Here is a 13,874-nt window from a genome sequence, read left to right as displayed (position 1 = left end):
GGCTCAACCCAGTTCGCGCAGGTAGCTCCAGGGATAGATGCCGCGCTCGTGGCCGTCGTCGAACACCAACTGTACGCCGTAGCCCTGGGGGTTCACGGCGCGCAGCCCGACTTCGGCGCCGACCAGCGTGATGCGCCCCTGCAGGCGCGCCGCGCGGCACTGCGAGCAGGGGCAGGCGCCGCGCAGGCGGGCGAAGGCGATGCGCTGCACTTCGCCGTCGCCCCAGTCGATGCGCAGCTCGCGCTCGTTGCTGGAACGGTGCAGGGCGCGGGGCGCGTTCATGCCGGCGCGCCCAGTTGGGTGAGGGCGATGCGCACGGCCTTGCGCACTTCCGGGTCGCCGTCGGCCTGGGCTGCCTGGAGAGCGGGCAGGGCGCGGATGTCGCCCAGCTCGCCCAGGGCCAGGGCGGCTTCCTTGCGCAGGTTGCTGATGGCGTGGCCGAGCAGGCCCTGCAAGGCTTCGCGGGCGGCCTGGTAACGGAGGTTGCCGAGGGCCCGCGCGGCGCGCAGGCGCACCTGCCAGAAGTCGTCTTCCAGCGCTTGCAGCAACGCCTCGCCGGCCTCTTGCAGGCCCAGCTTGCCGAGGGTGGCGGCGGCTTCCTCGCGGACCTTCCAGGCCTTGTCGCGCAATGCCGCGCCCAGCGCCGGCAGCACGCTGGCATCGCTGGCCAGGCCGAGGGCGCCGGCGGCGGCGCGGCGCACCTCGCTGTCGGCATCGTCGCTGGCCAGGGCGGCCAGGCGCGGCAGGGCCTCGATGCGCTTGAGCCAGCCGAGGATGCCCACCGCCTCGCGGCGCACGCCGGCGTCGGCATCGTCCAGGGCGGCCAGGGCCGGGGTCACGCTTTCTTCCAGGCGCAGTTCGCGCAGGGCGCGCAATGCGCTGCGGCGCACGAAGGTGTCGGCGTGCGCCGCCCAGGGCAGCAGCAGGCGCCCGGCCTCGGCGGTCTTCAGTTCGCTGAGGCTTTGCGCGGCGGCTTCGCGCACGCTTTCGTCGCTGTCGGCCAGGGCCTGGCACAGGGCCTGGACCACTTCGGGTTCCTCCCAGGCTTCCAGCAGGCGCGCGGCTTCGGCGCGCACGGCGGCGGCCGGATCAATGGTCAGCGCCCGGGCCAGCCAGGGCAGGGCCTCGGGCTCCTCCAGGTCGGCCAGTTCGATCAGGGCGATGCGGCGCACGCCGGGGTCGGCGTGCTGCAGACGCGGTTGCAGGTCGAGGATGTCGGGGTTGTCGGTCGTGAACGGGGTCATATGGCGAATCGCGCTCTTGTCGGGTCGTTGTCGGGCAGGCCCAGGGGCGTCAGGCGCGGCAGTTGGCGGCCGTCCTCGTGGCGCAGCAGTTCCAGGCAGTGGCGTTTGAGGCGGGCGAAGCCGGCGCTGGTCAGCAGCTCGGCGTGGCGCGGGCGCGGGAAGTCCAGGTGGATTTCCTCGAGGATGCGCCCCGGCCGCGGGCTCATCACCAGGATGCGGTCGGCGAGGAACAGCGCCTCGTCGATGTCGTGGGTGATGAACAGCACGCTGGTGCGCAGGCGCGTCCAGATGTCCAGCAGCAGCTCCTGCATCATCATCCGCGTCTGCGCGTCGAGGGCGCCGAAGGGTTCGTCCATCAGCAGCAGGCGCGGCTGGTTGATCAGCACCCGGGCGATCTCCACGCGCTGCTGCATGCCGCCGGAAAGCTGCGACGGCCAGCGATTGGCGAAGCCGGAGAGGCCCACCAGCTGGAGCATTTCCTCGGCCCGGGCGTGGCGTTCGGCGCGCGGCACGCCGCGCATCTTCAGGCCGAAGGCGACGTTGTCGCGCACCCGCCGCCAGGGCAGCAGGGTGTGCTGCTGGAACACCATGCCGCGCTGCGGCGAGGGGCCGCCCACCGGCTGGCCGTCCACTTCCAGGCGCCCGCCGCTGGGGCGCAGGTGGCCGGCCAGGGCGCCGAGCAGGGTGGACTTGCCGCAGCCGGAGGGGCCGAGCACGCAGACGAATTCGCCCGGCTCGATGGCGAAGCTCAGCGAGTGCACCGCTTCGAAGGCGTCGCGGCCGCTGCCCAGGTGGATCGACAGACCCTCGACGCGCACGTGCCCGGCGGGCAATTGTTCGGGCAGGCTCATGGCTTGCCTCCGGCCTGGCGCTGCCAGGGCGTGGCCAGGGCGCCGAGCTGGCGTACCAGCAGGCTGCTGGCCATGCCGAGCACGCCGATGAGCAGCATGCCGACGACGATGTCGGGGTAGTTCTGCAAGGTGTAGGACTCCCAGGTGTAGTAGCCGATGCCCCATTGCCCGGAGATCATCTCGGCGGTCACCAGGCAGAACCACGAGGTGCCCATGCCGATGGCAAGGCCGGTGACGATGCTCGGCAGGGCGCCGGGCAGCACCACTTCGCGCAGCAGCGCCAGGCGGTTGGCGCCGAGGCTGCGGGCCGAGGCGAGCAGGCGCGGGTCCACCGCCTCGACGCCATGGATGGTGTTGAGCAGGATGGGGAACAGCGCGCCGGTGAAGGTGATGAAGATCATCGACAGCTCGGCGCTGGGGAACATCAGGATCGCCAGCGGTATCCAGGCCACCGCCGGGATCGGCCGCAGCACTTCCAGCGGCGGCAGCAGGCCGTCGCGGGCCCAGCGGCCGCGGCCGATGGCCAGGCCCAGGAGCACGCCGGCCACGGCCGCCAGCAGGTAGCCGGCGAGCACCCGCGCCAGGCTCGCGCCCAGGTGCCGGCCGAGCTTGCTGGACTGCGCCAGTTGCACGGCGGCGTCCAGCACCTCGCCGGGGCCGGGGACGTTGGCGAAGGTGACCAGGCCGAGGTTCAGGTGCCGGGCGCTGGCCAGCTGCCAGAGCGCCAGGCAGGCCAGCAGCGAGGCCAGGCGCAGGCTCCAGCGGGACAGGGTAGTGAGGTTCATCTTCTTGGCTCCGCAAGGGCCCGGCGCGCGCGGCGCCGGGCGTGGACGTCAGCGGCTGGCGACGGCCTGCTGGCTGGCACCGGCGAAGTCGCGCACTTCGCCGCCGTTGCTCTGCGCGTAGCGCTCGGCCTGCTCCTTGAGCAGGAAGGCGTCCAGCGCGCCGTCCTTGCCCTGGACGAACCAGGCCTGGCTGGCCAGCAGCTTGATGCCGCTGTCGCTGGCCTGGGCGTAAACGGCGCGGATGTCCTTGCCTTGCTGCTTGAGCTTGGCCGCTTCGCCCAGGGCTTCCCGGGCCGAGGCGTAGCTGCGCACCCTGGGTTCGCCGCGCACCCACACCTGCGCCACGTGGCGCGGGTCGGCGATGGCCTTGCCGGTCAACGCGTCCGTGGCCGTTAGCGGCTGCTGGGCATAGTTTTTCAGCGCGGCGTCGTAGTCGGCGCCGGCGGCCTTGAAGGCGGCGCGGATGTAGCGGTCGTCGACGAACTGCTCGACGTTCAGGCCGCGGTCGGCCTTCTTCAGCAGCTTCAGGGTGTCGATGGCGGTGGTCACGGCCTGGCGGTACTCCGGCTTCCAGGTCAGGTCGCGGGTCTGCAGGCCGAGCGGGCCGTGGAACAGGTAGTTCACCTCGGCGGGGATGCCGGCGACCTTCTCGATCAGCTCGCTGTACTTCTCCGGTTCCGCGGCCAGCAGCTGGTTGGCCTCGTAGGTGGCGCGCAGGTAGGCCTCGACGATCTCCGGGTATTTCTGCGCGTAGTCCGCCTCCACCAGGGCGCCGTGGAAGGTCGGCGCCTTGGCCTGCGAGCCGTCGTAGATCTTGCGGGCGATGCCGCGGCTCTCGAACAGCTCGGCGAAGGGCACGAAGTCGGCATGGGCGGCGATCTTGTTGGCCTGCAGCGCGGAGCCGGCGACTTCCGGCGGCTGCGCGATGATGGTCACGTCCTTCTCCGGGTCCCAGCCCTGGGCGGCGATGGCGCGCAGCAGCAGGCCGTGGGCGGTGGAGGCGAAGGGCACGGAGATGGTCTGGCCCTTGAGTTCGGCCAGCGACTGCACCTGGGACGAGGCCGGCACCACGATGCCGTTGCCGCTGCCCTCGATGCTGCCGGAGAGCACGCTGATGAACAGGCTGCGCTTGCCAGCCGCCTCGTGGGCCACGCCGTTGAGCGAGCCGGGAAAGTCGGCCATGGCACCGAAGTCCAGCTTGCCGGCGACCATCTCGTTGGTCAGCGGCGCGCCGCTGGTGAAGTTCTTCCACTGGATGTCGTACTGCGCGTCCTTGTACTTGCCGTCGTGGGGCAGGTACTTGGGCAGCAGGTTCAGCTCGCGGACCAGCAGGCCGCCGGCGGCGCAGTTGATGGTGGTGTCCTGGGTGCCGATGGCCACGCGGAGGGTCTCGGCATGGGCAGAAAGGCTGGCGATGGCCAGCGCGAGGCCGGCCAGGGTGGTGCGCAAGGTCATGGGTGTTCCCCTCGAATCATGAGTGTTGGAATCGTCTCCGCCGCCGGTGTGCGGTGGGAAACGAGGGGGCGTTGCATCAGGCGTCCGGTGGCGTGTCCGGTAGCGTCGATGGGTATCGCTGCGCTCCACCCATCCTACGGAACACCCGTAGCCTGGGTTGAGCGCAGTGATACCCGGGTTGAGCGGCAGCTCAACGCAGCAGGTAGGGAATCTCCACCTTCACCGCGCCGGTCGGGCAGTCCTTCTCGCAGGGCATGCAGTACCAGCATTCGTCGAAGGCCATGTAGGCCTTCTGGGTGGCCGGGTTGATCGCCAGCAGGTCCATCGGGCAGACCTCCACGCAGACGGTGCAGCCCTTGTCGGCGATGCACTTGTCCTCGTCCACGGTGACCGGGGCGCTGGAGCGGAAGAAGATTTCCTGGGGTTGGTGGGGCATGGCACGGTTCCTCGTGGTGTTGCTGGCCGGTCTTGGTGCCGGTGGTCTGGTGGTTCGGGGGAGGCGGCGGCTCACCACCCTCTCCCCAGCCCTCGGCTGCGCGCCCCGCCCTGAAGGGAGAGGGGGCCGTTCGGAGGTGCTTGGTAACTTGGCGTCATCCTGAAATCTGCGGGTTCCCGCTGCACGAACAGCTCCCTCTCCCGCTTGCGGGAGAGGGCGGGGGGAGAGGGGCTCTAGGGCTCCTAGGCCGCCTCGTTCTTCACCCGCAACCGCTCATAGGCCTTCTGCTCCTCGTCGTCCAGGGCGATCAGGTACGGCTCCACCGGCTTCTTGAAACTGGTCATCTCGCCTCTCTCGTCCTTCTTCAGGTGCGCATGGCAGAACCACTCGGCATCGTTGCGCTGCGGATAGTCCACGCGGTGGTGGTACAGGCCCCAGCGGCTCTCGGTGCGGAACAGCGAGGCGCGGGCGGCCATCTCGGCGCAGTCGCGGATCACGCTGACTTCCATGGCGCGCATCAGCTCGTGGGGGTTGTTCGCCTTGAGCTGCTCCAGGTCGCGGCCGATCTCGGCGAAGCGCTGCAGGCCAATCTCCATCTTCTTCGTCACCTTCGGCGGCTGCAGGTAGTCGTTGACCATGCGCCGCAGCTTGTACTCCACCTGGGCCGGCGGCAGGCCGTGCTCGCGCCTGAGCGGGGCGAAGACGCGTTCGCGCTCGCGCTCCACCTGGGCCTGGTCGACTTCGCTGAAGTCCCGCTCGGCCACGTACTGCGCGGCGTTCTGCCCGGCGAACCAGCCGTAGGTGAAGGCGCCGAGCATGTAGTTGTGCGGCACCGCGGCCATGTCGCCGGCGGCGTACAGCCCCTTGACGCTGGTCTCGGCCTTCTCGTTGACCCACACGCCCGAGGCCGAGTGGCCGGAGCAGAAGCCGATCTCGGAGATGTGCATCTCCACCATCTGGCTGCGGTAGTCGGTGCCGCGGTTGGCGTGGAACTGGCCGCGGCTGGGGCGCTCGTTGCCGTGGAGGATTTCCTCGATGGTCTGGATGGTCTCCTCGGCCAGGTGGTCCAGCTTGAGGAACACCGGGCCGTTGCCGCCCTCCAGCTCCTGGTGGAATTCCCACATCATCTGCCCGCTCCAGTAGTCGCACTCGATGAAGCGCTCGCCCTTGGAGTTGGCGGTGTAGCCGCCCAGTGGCCCGGTGACGTAGGCGCAGGCAGGGCCGTTGTAGTCCTTGATCAGCGGGTTGATCTGGAAGCATTCCAGGTTCGAAAGCTCCGCGCCGGCGTGGTAGGCCATGGCGTAGCCGTCGCCGGCGTTGGTCGGGTTCTCGTAGGTGCCCATCAGGTAGCCGGAGGCGGGCAGGCCCAGGCGCCCGGCGGCGCCGCAGGCGAGGATCACCGCCTTGGCGCGGATCACCTGGAACTGCGCGGTGCGGCAGTCGAAGCCGAGCACGCCGTTGACCGCGCCCTCGGCGTCGGTGAGCAGCCGGGTGGCTACCAGGCGGTTGGTGATCTCCACCCGCGCGCGCTTGAGCTGGCGGTAGAGCACCTTCTTGATGTCGTGGCCCTCGGGCATCGGCAGCACGTAGGCGCCCATGTGGTGGACCTTCTTCACCGCGTAGTCGCCCACCTCGTCCTTCTCGAACTTCACGCCCCAGCGGTCGAGCTGCTCGATGGTCTCGAAACTGTGGGTGGCGTAGGCGTAGACGGCGGCCTGGTTGACGATGCCGTCGTTGGCCACGGTGATTTCCTTGGTGTACTGCTCGGGCGTGGCGTGGCCGGGGATGACGGCGTTGTTCAGGCCGTCCATGCCCATGCTGATGGCGCCGCTGCGCTTGACGTTGGCCTTGTCCACCAGCAGCACGCGCAGCTCGCGGTTGGCTTCCTTGGCCTTGATCGCCGCCATGGGGCCGGCGGTGCCGCCGCCGATGACGACGATGTCGTAGGCGCTTTGCTTGTCTTCGGGGAGGTCGCTGTGGCTCATGCTCGGGGGCCCTTGTGACGGTCGATGCGCAGGCGGTACTGGAAGGCGTCGCCGCGGTAATAGAGGTGTTCGTAGTCCAGCGGCTGGCCGTCGGCGCCGTGGGTGAGGCGCTCGATGCGCATCACCGGCGAGCCTTCCTCCACCTCCAGGGCGGCGGCCAGCTCGGCGTCGGCGAGGATGGCGTCGATGGCCAGGTCGGCATGGCCCAGGGGCAGGCCGCAATCGTTCTCGAGGATCAGGAAGATGTCGCGGCTCACCAGGTCGGCCTTCTCCAGCCGGCGGCCGACGGCCTCGGGCAGGTAGGTGACCTCCAGCGACACCAGCTCGCGGTTGACCAGGCGCGCTCGCTTGATCTGCGCCACGCTGTCGCCCTCGGCCACCTGCAGGCGCGCGGCCACCTGGGCGTCGGCCGGCACGAAGCGGAAGCTGCGTAGGCGGTTGATCACCTCGTAGCCGCGCTCGCCCATGGACTCGGCCAGGCCCTGCAGGGTGCTGACGTTCTGGAACGCCTTGGGCCGGGCGACGAAGGTGCCCTTGCCGTGGATCTTGAAGATCAGGCCTTCCTTCTGCAGGTCGCCCAGGGCCTGGCGCACGGTAATGCGGCTGACGCCATGGGCCTTGCCCAGCTCGGCCTCGGAGGGCATGCGGCTGAGCGGCGGGTAGCTGCCGTCGAGGATGCGCGTGCGCAGCAGCTCCTTGAGCTGGCTGTACAGCGGGACGGGGGAGAGGGGGAGCAGTTCGGTCATGGCTATGACTTGTTATGACGAGTTGTGGGGCGACTATAGAGGAATAAGAATCCGGGTGTGAAAGACCGGATTTGCATATGGATATATGCATGTAGGGCGTATAACCGTTCGCGGTTATACGCCGATACGCCGGGGTCATAGCCAACGCCCAGGTCAACCCCGGCGCCGCCGGGAATCAAGGCCAAACGGCGGATAACGCCGTAGGCGTTATGCGCCCTACAAAAGCCCCGCTATTCGTCCAGCGAATGAAAATGACGTCGTCACACCCCTGCTGCTAGCGTCCCGACAAAACCCCGGAGATTCGCCATGCCCCCCATCGAGCGACGCCTGCTGCCGGTCAACGGCATCCACCTGTGCGTGCACATCGCCGGCCCCGCCGATGGCCGCCCGGTCTGGCTGTTGCACGGTTTCCCCGAATGCTGGCACTCCTGGCGCGCGCAGATTCCGGCGCTGGTGCAGGCCGGCTACCGCGTGCACGTGCCGGAGATGCGCGGCTACGGCCGCAGCGACGCCCCCGAGCCCATCGAGGCCTACGACCTGCAGAGCCTGTGCGGCGACGTCCTCGGCGCCATGGACGCCCTCGGCCAGGGCCGCGCGGCGGTGGTCGGGCACGACTGGGGCGCCCTGGTGGCCTGGCACCTGGCGCTGCTCGCCCCGGAGCGGGTGGCGGCCCTGGCCACGCTGTCGGTGCCCTATGCCGGGCGGCCCAAGCGGCCGGCCACGGAAATCCTCCGCGAGGTCTTCGCCGGGCGCTTCAACTACATCCTCTACTTCCAGCAGCCAGGCGTGGCCGAGGCCGAACTGGACGCCGACATCGAGCGCAGCCTGCGCCTGTTCTTCCGCGATGCCGGCGACGACGACCCCTTCCTCCAGGACAAACCCGCCGACGCCCGCCTGTTCGAAGGCCAGCCCACGCCCCGGCAACTGCCGGCCTGGTGCGGCGAGGCGGACTTGGCGCATTACATCGAGACCTTCGCCGGCCGCGGCTTTCGCGGTGCACTGAACTGGTACCGCAACTTCGAGCGCAACTGGCGCTTCAGCGAGCCCCTGGCCGGCCGCCAGGTCGGCCAGCCGACGCTGTTCCTGGTGGGCGACCGCGACCCGGTGGCGAGCCTGGAGGCCTATACCCTCAAGCGCATGCCCGAGGTGGTGGCGGACCTCGAACAGCACCGCCTGGAAGGCTGCGGCCACTGGATCCAGAACGAGCGCCCGGCCGAGGTGAACGCCTTGCTGCTGGACTTCCTGGCGCGCCGCTACCCGGCCTGAACGGTGTCGGCGGCGGGCTCCGGCCACAGCGCCACCAGCACCAGCAGGGCGCCGACCAGCAGGTACGGCAGGCGCGGCTCGACGCCATAGAGCAGGCTGCCGGCCAGCGGCCCGAGCACCACGCCCAGGCCCTGGGCCGCGCCCATGGAGCCGGCGGTGGAGCCTTGCTCGTCGGCGTTCACCGCGTTGGCCGCCAGCGCCGAGAAGGCCGGGAACACCCAGCCCATGCCCGCCGCAGCGACGAAGAAGGCCAGCCACAGCTGCCAGGCCTGCAGCGCCAGGCTGGTGCCGGCGAAGCCGATGCCGGCCACCAGCGCGCCAATGCGGATCAGCCGCTGCGGCGCCCAGTCCAGGCGGCGCACCAGCAACTGGGCGAGGATCAGCGCCACGCCCACGGTAGTCAGCGCCACCCCGGCGGCCTGGGCCGCCGCGCCCGGCGCCAGGCCCAGGCGGTCGAGGGCGAAGAAGCCGACGGTGATCTGCGCCACCGCCACGCAGAACATGGCGACGAAGGCCACCAGCATGGGCCGGCGCAGGCGCGCATCGCCCAGGCGGATGCTCTGCGCGACGCGCTGCAGGTGGTGCTCCTGGCGCTGCAGGCGGGTGAGCAGCGCCAGGAACCCCAGCAGCGGCAGCACACTCATGGCGTACAGCGGCAGGCTCAGGCTGTGCCGGGCGAGCAGGGCGGCGATGGCCGGGCCCAGCACCATGCCCACGGCATTGGCCGCGCCCAGGCTGGCCAGGGCGGCGGCACGCTGGCGCGGCGGGTAGTTGTCGGCGATCAGCGCCTGCCCGGCGGCCGGCAGCGCGGCGTAGAAGGCGCCCACCGCGCCACGCCCGAGCAGCAGGCCGAGGAACGACAGCGCGGCGATAGGCTGCAAGCGCAGCGCGGTATCGACGAAGACCGCCAGCAGCACGTAGGACAAGGTCACCCCGGCGCTGCCCAGCAGCAGGATGCGCCGCCGCCCCACGCGGTCGCTGGCATTGCCCCAGGGCCGCGCCAGCAGCAGCCAGAGCACGCCGGACACGGTGACCGCCGCGCCGGCCTGCCAGGCCTGCAGGCCGAGCAGCCGGGCGATGGGCCCGACCAGCGAGACGAAGGCCATCATCGCCATGGTCCCGGCCATGGTGGAGAACAGCAGCGGGCGCAGGTCGAAGGGCGTGCCGGCGGAGGCCTGGGCGGCTTCGGGGGTTTCGGACATGGGGGGACTCCTGGGGTTGGTGGGAAGTGGGATCAGGGCCGCAGGCGGCCCTCGACCAGCAACAGGTTGCGGCCGCGTACCCGTTCGACGCTGCCATGCACGCCGTACACCTCGCGCAGCAGGTGTGCGTCTATCACCTCGGCGGGCGGCCCGGCGGCGGCCAGGCCGCCCTGGTGCAGGACCAGCACCTGGTCGGCGCAGGCCAGCGCCAGGTTGATGTCGTGCACCACCATCAGGCTGATCAGCCCGCGCGCCCGGGTGACTTCGACTATGGCCTCGGCCACCTGGCACTGATGGTACAGGTCCAGGGCGCTGGTCGGCTCGTCGAGCAGCAGCACCCGCGGCTGGCGCACCAGCGCCTGGGCCAGGCCGACCAGTTGGCGCTGGCCGCCGGACAGGGCATCGATGGGACGGTCCGCCAGCGCCGACAGGTCCAGCGCTTCCAGCACCTGCTCGATGCCGCGCAGGGTCTGCGCGTCGGGGTGGCCTCCGCCCAGCAGCGACAGGCTGCGCCCGGCCATGGCCGCGGCGAGTACCGCTTCGAAGGCGCACAGGCGGGTGCGCTGCGGCAGGCTCTGCGGCAAGTACACCACCTGGCGCGCGCGCTCGGCCAGGGGCAGGCGGCCGAGGTCGACGCCATCCAGCAGCACCCGCCCGGCGATCGGCTGCAGGCCGGCGATGCCCCGCAGCAGGGTGGACTTGCCGGCGCCGTTCGGGCCGATCAGGGCGGTCAGGCTGCCCGGCGGCAATGCCGGCAGGTCCAGCTCGCGCAGGATGCGCCGGGCGCCGTAGCCCATGCTCAGCCGTTCGATGCCCAGTCCGTCGATGCGCGGGGCGTTCATCGCAGGCCTCCGCGCTGGCGCAGGACGATGGCCATGAAGAAGGGAATGCCGACCAGCGCCGTGACTATGCCCACCGGCACCAGCACGCCCGGCACCAGGGTCTTGCTGGCCACCGAGGACAACGACAGGATCAGCGCGCCGGCCAGGGCGCTGGCGGGGATGAACAGGCGATGGTCCTCGCCCACCAGCAGGCGCGCGATATGCGGCGCCACCAGGCCGATGAAGCCGATGGTGCCGACGAAGGACACCGCCAGCGCCGCCAGCAGGCTGATGCGCAGCAGGCTGAACAGGCGCAGGCGGCCGACGTCCACGCCGAAGCTGCGGGCGCGCTCCTCGCCCAGGCTCAGGGCGGTCAGCGCCCAGCTCTGGCGCAGGGCGAAGGGCAGGCACAGCAGCAGCGCCAGGGCCATGGCGGCGAGCTTCTCCCAACTGGCCCGGGCCAGGCTGCCGAGGGTCCAGAACACCAGCTGCTGCAGGCTGTCCTGGCTGGCGACGAACTGCAGCAGCGCCACCAGGGCGTTGAAGGCGAACACCAGCGCAATGCCGAACAGCACCAGGCTCTCCACGCCGAAGCCGCGCCAGCGCGCCAGGGCATAGAGCAGGGCCACCGAGGCGAGGGCGAAGACGAAGGCGTTGGCGGAGATCAGGTACTGCGCCGGCACGCCCGGAATGCCCATTTGCAGAACGATGGCCAGGGCCGCGCCGAACGAGGCCGCCGCCGACACGCCCAGGGTGAAGGGGCTGGCCAGCGGGTTGTCGAGCACCGTCTGCATCTCCGCGCCGGCCAGCGCCAGGCCGGCGCCGACCAGCACCGCCATGAGCGCGTAGGGCAGGCGCACCGACCAGACGATCACCGTTTCCACCCTGGGCACCGACTCCGGCGCCCAGAGAATCTGCAGCAGGCGCGACAGCGGCAGCGCCGAGGGGCCGCTGGCGATGTCCAGGGCCAGGCTGGCGAGCAGCGCCAGGCCCAGGAGCAGCAGCGCCAGGCGGCGCCGGGCGAAGCGGCGCCGGTAGCCGGCCGCGGCGCCTTCGTGGGCAAGCGGCAGGCTCATGGCTGCAGGCTGACGGTGAACACGCCGCTGGCGGGGATCGGCATGAAGCGCCGGTACAGCTCGGCGCGGGTGCGTTCGGGGTCGAGGTCGGCGAACAGTTCCGGGTGCAGCCACTTGGCCAGGGCCTGGACGGCGACCAGGTGTTCCGGCGAGTCGTAGAAGATGTGCCACATGGCGTGCACGTGGCCTTCGCGCACCGCGCGCAGTTCGTTCAGCGGCGCCCGTCGGGCGATCTGCGCCAGGCTGTCGCGGGCCTGCTGCGGGGTGGCCGTGTAGCCCAGGGTGACGCCGCCGCGGCCGGCGCCGAAGACGCCGGTGGCCACGTATTGCTGCGGGTCGCTGGCGAGGATGTATTCGGGGTTGAGGGTGCCGATGGCGCCGGGGATGCGCCCGGCGCCGATGTTCTGCCCGCCGGCCAGCTCGATCAGCTCGCCGAAGTTGCCGCGCCCGGGCGAGCCGCAGCAGTCCTGCAGGCCGGCGAGCATGTCGACGAACAGCCTCGGGCGCTCCAGTTCGCCGCGCGCCTCGGCGCTGGCCAATGGCTCGCGCACCGCCTCGATGGCCTGCTGGTAGAAGTCGATGAACTCGGCGGCGCGCTGCTGGCGCCTCAGGGCCTCGCCGAGCAGGCGCATGCTGGGCACGGTGTTGAGCAGCGGGTGCTCGCTGAAGTCGACGAACAGCACCGCCACCCCGGCCGCTTCCAGCTGGCGCAGCGCCTCGCTGCCCGGCCCCGGGCCGTGGCCGCCGCTGAGCGCCAGCAGCACCAGGTCCGGGTGAACGGCCAGGGCCTTCTCGACGCTGAAGGTGTCGGCCGAGGTGCCGCCCACCAGGGGCACCTGGTCGGCCTGCGGGAAGCGCGCCCGGTAGGCCGCGTAGCCCTGCACGTCGAGGCCGCGGAAGTCCCCCTGCCAGCCGGCGACCCGGGCGAAGGGATCGGCGCCTTCGAGCAGCGACAGCGAGTAGATCATGCGGCCTTCGCCAAGCAGCACGCGCTTGACCTGGGCCGGCACCTCGACCTTGCGCCCGGCGAGGTCGGTGAGCGGCGCGGCCAGCGCCGGTGCGCACAGGAGGAACAGCAGCAGGCCGCGGCAGGCCTGTTTCAGGAGGCTAGTCATGGGACGGGTTTCCTTGCGTGGAGGGGAGGGCCTGGCGGGCCGGGCGGCGGCGCCACCACAGCAGCAGGCCGGTGATGTAGAGCGCGGGCAGGGCCAGCCCGGCGAGAAAGGCGGCGGCCATGCCCGCGGCGCCGAGGCCCAGCCGTCCGTGCAGGGCCGAAAGCAGCGCCTTGGCTGGCGCGGCGCCGGCGAGCCCGGGCGGCAGCGCCAGCCAGGTGCCGGTCAGGGCGATCAGCAGCAGCGGCAGGTACAGCCAACTGGCGCACAGGTTGTGCCATTCCCGCAGTCGTCGCGTGCCCTGGCTGCCGCGCCGCAGGCTGGCCGCGGCCCACCAGTTGCGGCGGCCCGGCCACCACAGGTACAGGCCGCTGAGCAGCGACAGGCAGAGCGCCGCGCCACACGCCGCCAGCAACGGCAAGCCGAGTGGCGGCGGCAGCAACAGGCTGCGGTGCAGCGCGACCACCTTGGCCAGCCACAGGTCGTCGAAGACGAAGAAGGCCCGTGGCTCGCCGTCGTAAGGGTCGAGCATGGCCACCGCGGTGCCCGCGCGGTCGCCCAGGGTGCCGAAGACCAGGGCGTTGTCGCTGGTCAGGAAGCCCTGGCGTGGCGCCGCGCTGCCGAGGATGCGGGCGAAGCGCGGGTAGGCTTGCCGGGCGCGTTCGCGCAGTGCCGCGTCGTCCAGGGCGACGGCGTCGGCGGCATGGGGCTTGGCGCTGAGCGCGGCGGCGCCCAGCTCCCAGTGCAGGATGGGCCCGCGCAGCTCCAGCAGCGCGCCGCTGGCGCCCAGCAGCGCCAGCGGCAGGCCGACCAGCAGCGCCAGCCAGCGGTGCAGGGCCAGCCAGGCGCGACGCCGGCCGGCCCTGGTCGATGCAACCCGACAGGTCATCGGCGG

Annotated in this window: 14 protein-coding genes; 1 reads left to right on the top strand and 13 read right to left on the bottom strand. The window is 71.1% G+C overall.

Translation table 11 applies throughout. From position 1 onward, the window contains the following. Window positions 1–3: 3 nt before the first annotated feature. The 8 genes from QSJ95_RS03960 to QSJ95_RS03925 form a co-directional block, all read right to left on the bottom strand. Window positions 4–282: a gamma-butyrobetaine hydroxylase-like domain-containing protein gene (locus QSJ95_RS03960; RefSeq protein WP_009622151.1), complete on the bottom strand. Its 279-nt coding sequence runs from the start codon at window positions 280–282 to the stop codon at window positions 4–6. Next, window positions 279–1,244, bottom strand: a complete 966-nt coding sequence (locus tag QSJ95_RS03955) for a HEAT repeat domain-containing protein (RefSeq protein WP_285640228.1) — start codon at window positions 1,242–1,244, stop codon at window positions 279–281. The genes QSJ95_RS03960 and QSJ95_RS03955 overlap by 4 nt, the downstream gene beginning before the upstream one ends. After that, a complete protein-coding gene (locus QSJ95_RS03950) occupies window positions 1,241–2,095 on the bottom strand; it encodes an ABC transporter ATP-binding protein (protein WP_285640226.1) in 855 nt (284 codons plus the stop codon). Before QSJ95_RS03950 ends, QSJ95_RS03955 begins: the two co-directional genes overlap by 4 nt. Then, a complete protein-coding gene (locus QSJ95_RS03945; RefSeq protein WP_061561714.1) occupies window positions 2,092–2,880 on the bottom strand; it encodes an ABC transporter permease in 789 nt (262 codons plus the stop codon). The genes QSJ95_RS03950 and QSJ95_RS03945 overlap by 4 nt, the downstream gene beginning before the upstream one ends. Before the next feature lie 48 nt (window positions 2,881–2,928). After that, the gene (locus QSJ95_RS03940) at window positions 2,929–4,335 is read right to left on the bottom strand and encodes an ABC transporter substrate-binding protein (RefSeq protein WP_285640223.1); all 1,407 of its coding nucleotides are present in this window, start codon (window positions 4,333–4,335) and stop codon (window positions 2,929–2,931) included. A gap of 190 nt (window positions 4,336–4,525) precedes the next feature. Continuing rightward, window positions 4,526–4,771, bottom strand: a complete 246-nt coding sequence (locus tag QSJ95_RS03935; RefSeq protein ID WP_009622146.1) for a 4Fe-4S dicluster domain-containing protein — start codon at window positions 4,769–4,771, stop codon at window positions 4,526–4,528. A gap of 242 nt (window positions 4,772–5,013) precedes the next feature. Next, a complete protein-coding gene (locus tag QSJ95_RS03930) occupies window positions 5,014–6,756 on the bottom strand; it encodes a fumarate reductase/succinate dehydrogenase flavoprotein subunit (RefSeq protein ID WP_064583261.1) in 1,743 nt (580 codons plus the stop codon). Further along, window positions 6,753–7,502 carry a GntR family transcriptional regulator gene (locus QSJ95_RS03925; protein ID WP_058071272.1) on the bottom strand — a complete coding sequence of 250 codons (750 nt, stop codon included), beginning with the start codon at window positions 7,500–7,502 and terminating at the stop codon, window positions 6,753–6,755. Before QSJ95_RS03925 ends, QSJ95_RS03930 begins: the two co-directional genes overlap by 4 nt. Window positions 7,503–7,808: 306 nt before the next feature. Between QSJ95_RS03925 and QSJ95_RS03920 the strand changes: the two genes are divergently transcribed. Further along, window positions 7,809–8,768, top strand: a complete 960-nt coding sequence (locus tag QSJ95_RS03920; RefSeq protein ID WP_285640218.1) for an alpha/beta fold hydrolase — start codon at window positions 7,809–7,811, stop codon at window positions 8,766–8,768. Here the strand turns inward: QSJ95_RS03920 and QSJ95_RS03915 are convergent. From QSJ95_RS03915 to QSJ95_RS03895, 5 genes are read right to left on the bottom strand one after another with little or no spacing between them, the layout of a single operon-like run. Then, entirely contained in the window at window positions 8,756–9,970 is a 1,215-nt protein-coding gene (locus QSJ95_RS03915) for an MFS transporter (RefSeq protein ID WP_285640216.1), read from the bottom strand. The two genes, QSJ95_RS03920 and QSJ95_RS03915, sit on opposite strands and share 13 nt — an antisense overlap. A gap of 32 nt (window positions 9,971–10,002) precedes the next feature. Beyond that, window positions 10,003–10,812, bottom strand: coding sequence for an ABC transporter ATP-binding protein (locus QSJ95_RS03910; RefSeq protein WP_225617139.1), 810 nt, complete (start codon window positions 10,810–10,812; stop codon window positions 10,003–10,005). Further along, the gene (locus tag QSJ95_RS03905; protein WP_058489579.1) at window positions 10,809–11,867 is read right to left on the bottom strand and encodes a FecCD family ABC transporter permease; all 1,059 of its coding nucleotides are present in this window, start codon (window positions 11,865–11,867) and stop codon (window positions 10,809–10,811) included. The genes QSJ95_RS03910 and QSJ95_RS03905 overlap by 4 nt, the downstream gene beginning before the upstream one ends. Next, window positions 11,864–12,982, bottom strand: a complete 1,119-nt coding sequence (locus QSJ95_RS03900) for an ABC transporter substrate-binding protein (protein ID WP_058489580.1) — start codon at window positions 12,980–12,982, stop codon at window positions 11,864–11,866. The genes QSJ95_RS03905 and QSJ95_RS03900 overlap by 4 nt, the downstream gene beginning before the upstream one ends. Beyond that, window positions 12,975–13,868, bottom strand: coding sequence for a PepSY domain-containing protein (locus tag QSJ95_RS03895; protein ID WP_058489581.1), 894 nt, complete (start codon window positions 13,866–13,868; stop codon window positions 12,975–12,977). The genes QSJ95_RS03900 and QSJ95_RS03895 overlap by 8 nt, the downstream gene beginning before the upstream one ends. Window positions 13,869–13,874 lie beyond the last annotated feature (6 nt).

The organism is Pseudomonas sp. NBRC 100443 (assembly GCF_030268185.1).
Classification (GTDB): domain Bacteria; phylum Pseudomonadota; class Gammaproteobacteria; order Pseudomonadales; family Pseudomonadaceae; genus Pseudomonas; species Pseudomonas citronellolis.
The sequence above is the reverse complement of the archived record's forward strand: the minus strand, read 5'-3'. Positions and strand labels throughout refer to the sequence as shown.

Coding starts and splice junctions, on each gene's coding strand:
- QSJ95_RS03900 (WP_058489580.1), bottom strand. CDS start 12,982: ATGACTAGCCTCCTGAAACAGGCCTGCCGCGGCCTGCTGCTGTTCCTC.
- QSJ95_RS03925 (WP_058071272.1), bottom strand. CDS start 7,502: ATGACCGAACTGCTCCCCCTCTCCCCCGTCCCGCTGTACAGCCAGCTC.
- QSJ95_RS03895 (WP_058489581.1), bottom strand. CDS start 13,868: ATGACCTGTCGGGTTGCATCGACCAGGGCCGGCCGGCGTCGCGCCTGG.
- QSJ95_RS03930 (WP_064583261.1), bottom strand. CDS start 6,756: ATGAGCCACAGCGACCTCCCCGAAGACAAGCAAAGCGCCTACGACATC.
- QSJ95_RS03935 (WP_009622146.1), bottom strand. CDS start 4,771: ATGCCCCACCAACCCCAGGAAATCTTCTTCCGCTCCAGCGCCCCGGTC.
- QSJ95_RS03920 (WP_285640218.1), top strand. CDS start 7,809: ATGCCCCCCATCGAGCGACGCCTGCTGCCGGTCAACGGCATCCACCTG.
- QSJ95_RS03910 (WP_225617139.1), bottom strand. CDS start 10,812: ATGAACGCCCCGCGCATCGACGGACTGGGCATCGAACGGCTGAGCATG.
- QSJ95_RS03905 (WP_058489579.1), bottom strand. CDS start 11,867: ATGAGCCTGCCGCTTGCCCACGAAGGCGCCGCGGCCGGCTACCGGCGC.
- QSJ95_RS03950 (WP_285640226.1), bottom strand. CDS start 2,095: ATGAGCCTGCCCGAACAATTGCCCGCCGGGCACGTGCGCGTCGAGGGT.
- QSJ95_RS03955 (WP_285640228.1), bottom strand. CDS start 1,244: ATGACCCCGTTCACGACCGACAACCCCGACATCCTCGACCTGCAACCG.
- QSJ95_RS03945 (WP_061561714.1), bottom strand. CDS start 2,880: ATGAACCTCACTACCCTGTCCCGCTGGAGCCTGCGCCTGGCCTCGCTG.
- QSJ95_RS03960 (WP_009622151.1), bottom strand. CDS start 282: ATGAACGCGCCCCGCGCCCTGCACCGTTCCAGCAACGAGCGCGAGCTG.
- QSJ95_RS03940 (WP_285640223.1), bottom strand. CDS start 4,335: ATGACCTTGCGCACCACCCTGGCCGGCCTCGCGCTGGCCATCGCCAGC.
- QSJ95_RS03915 (WP_285640216.1), bottom strand. CDS start 9,970: ATGTCCGAAACCCCCGAAGCCGCCCAGGCCTCCGCCGGCACGCCCTTC.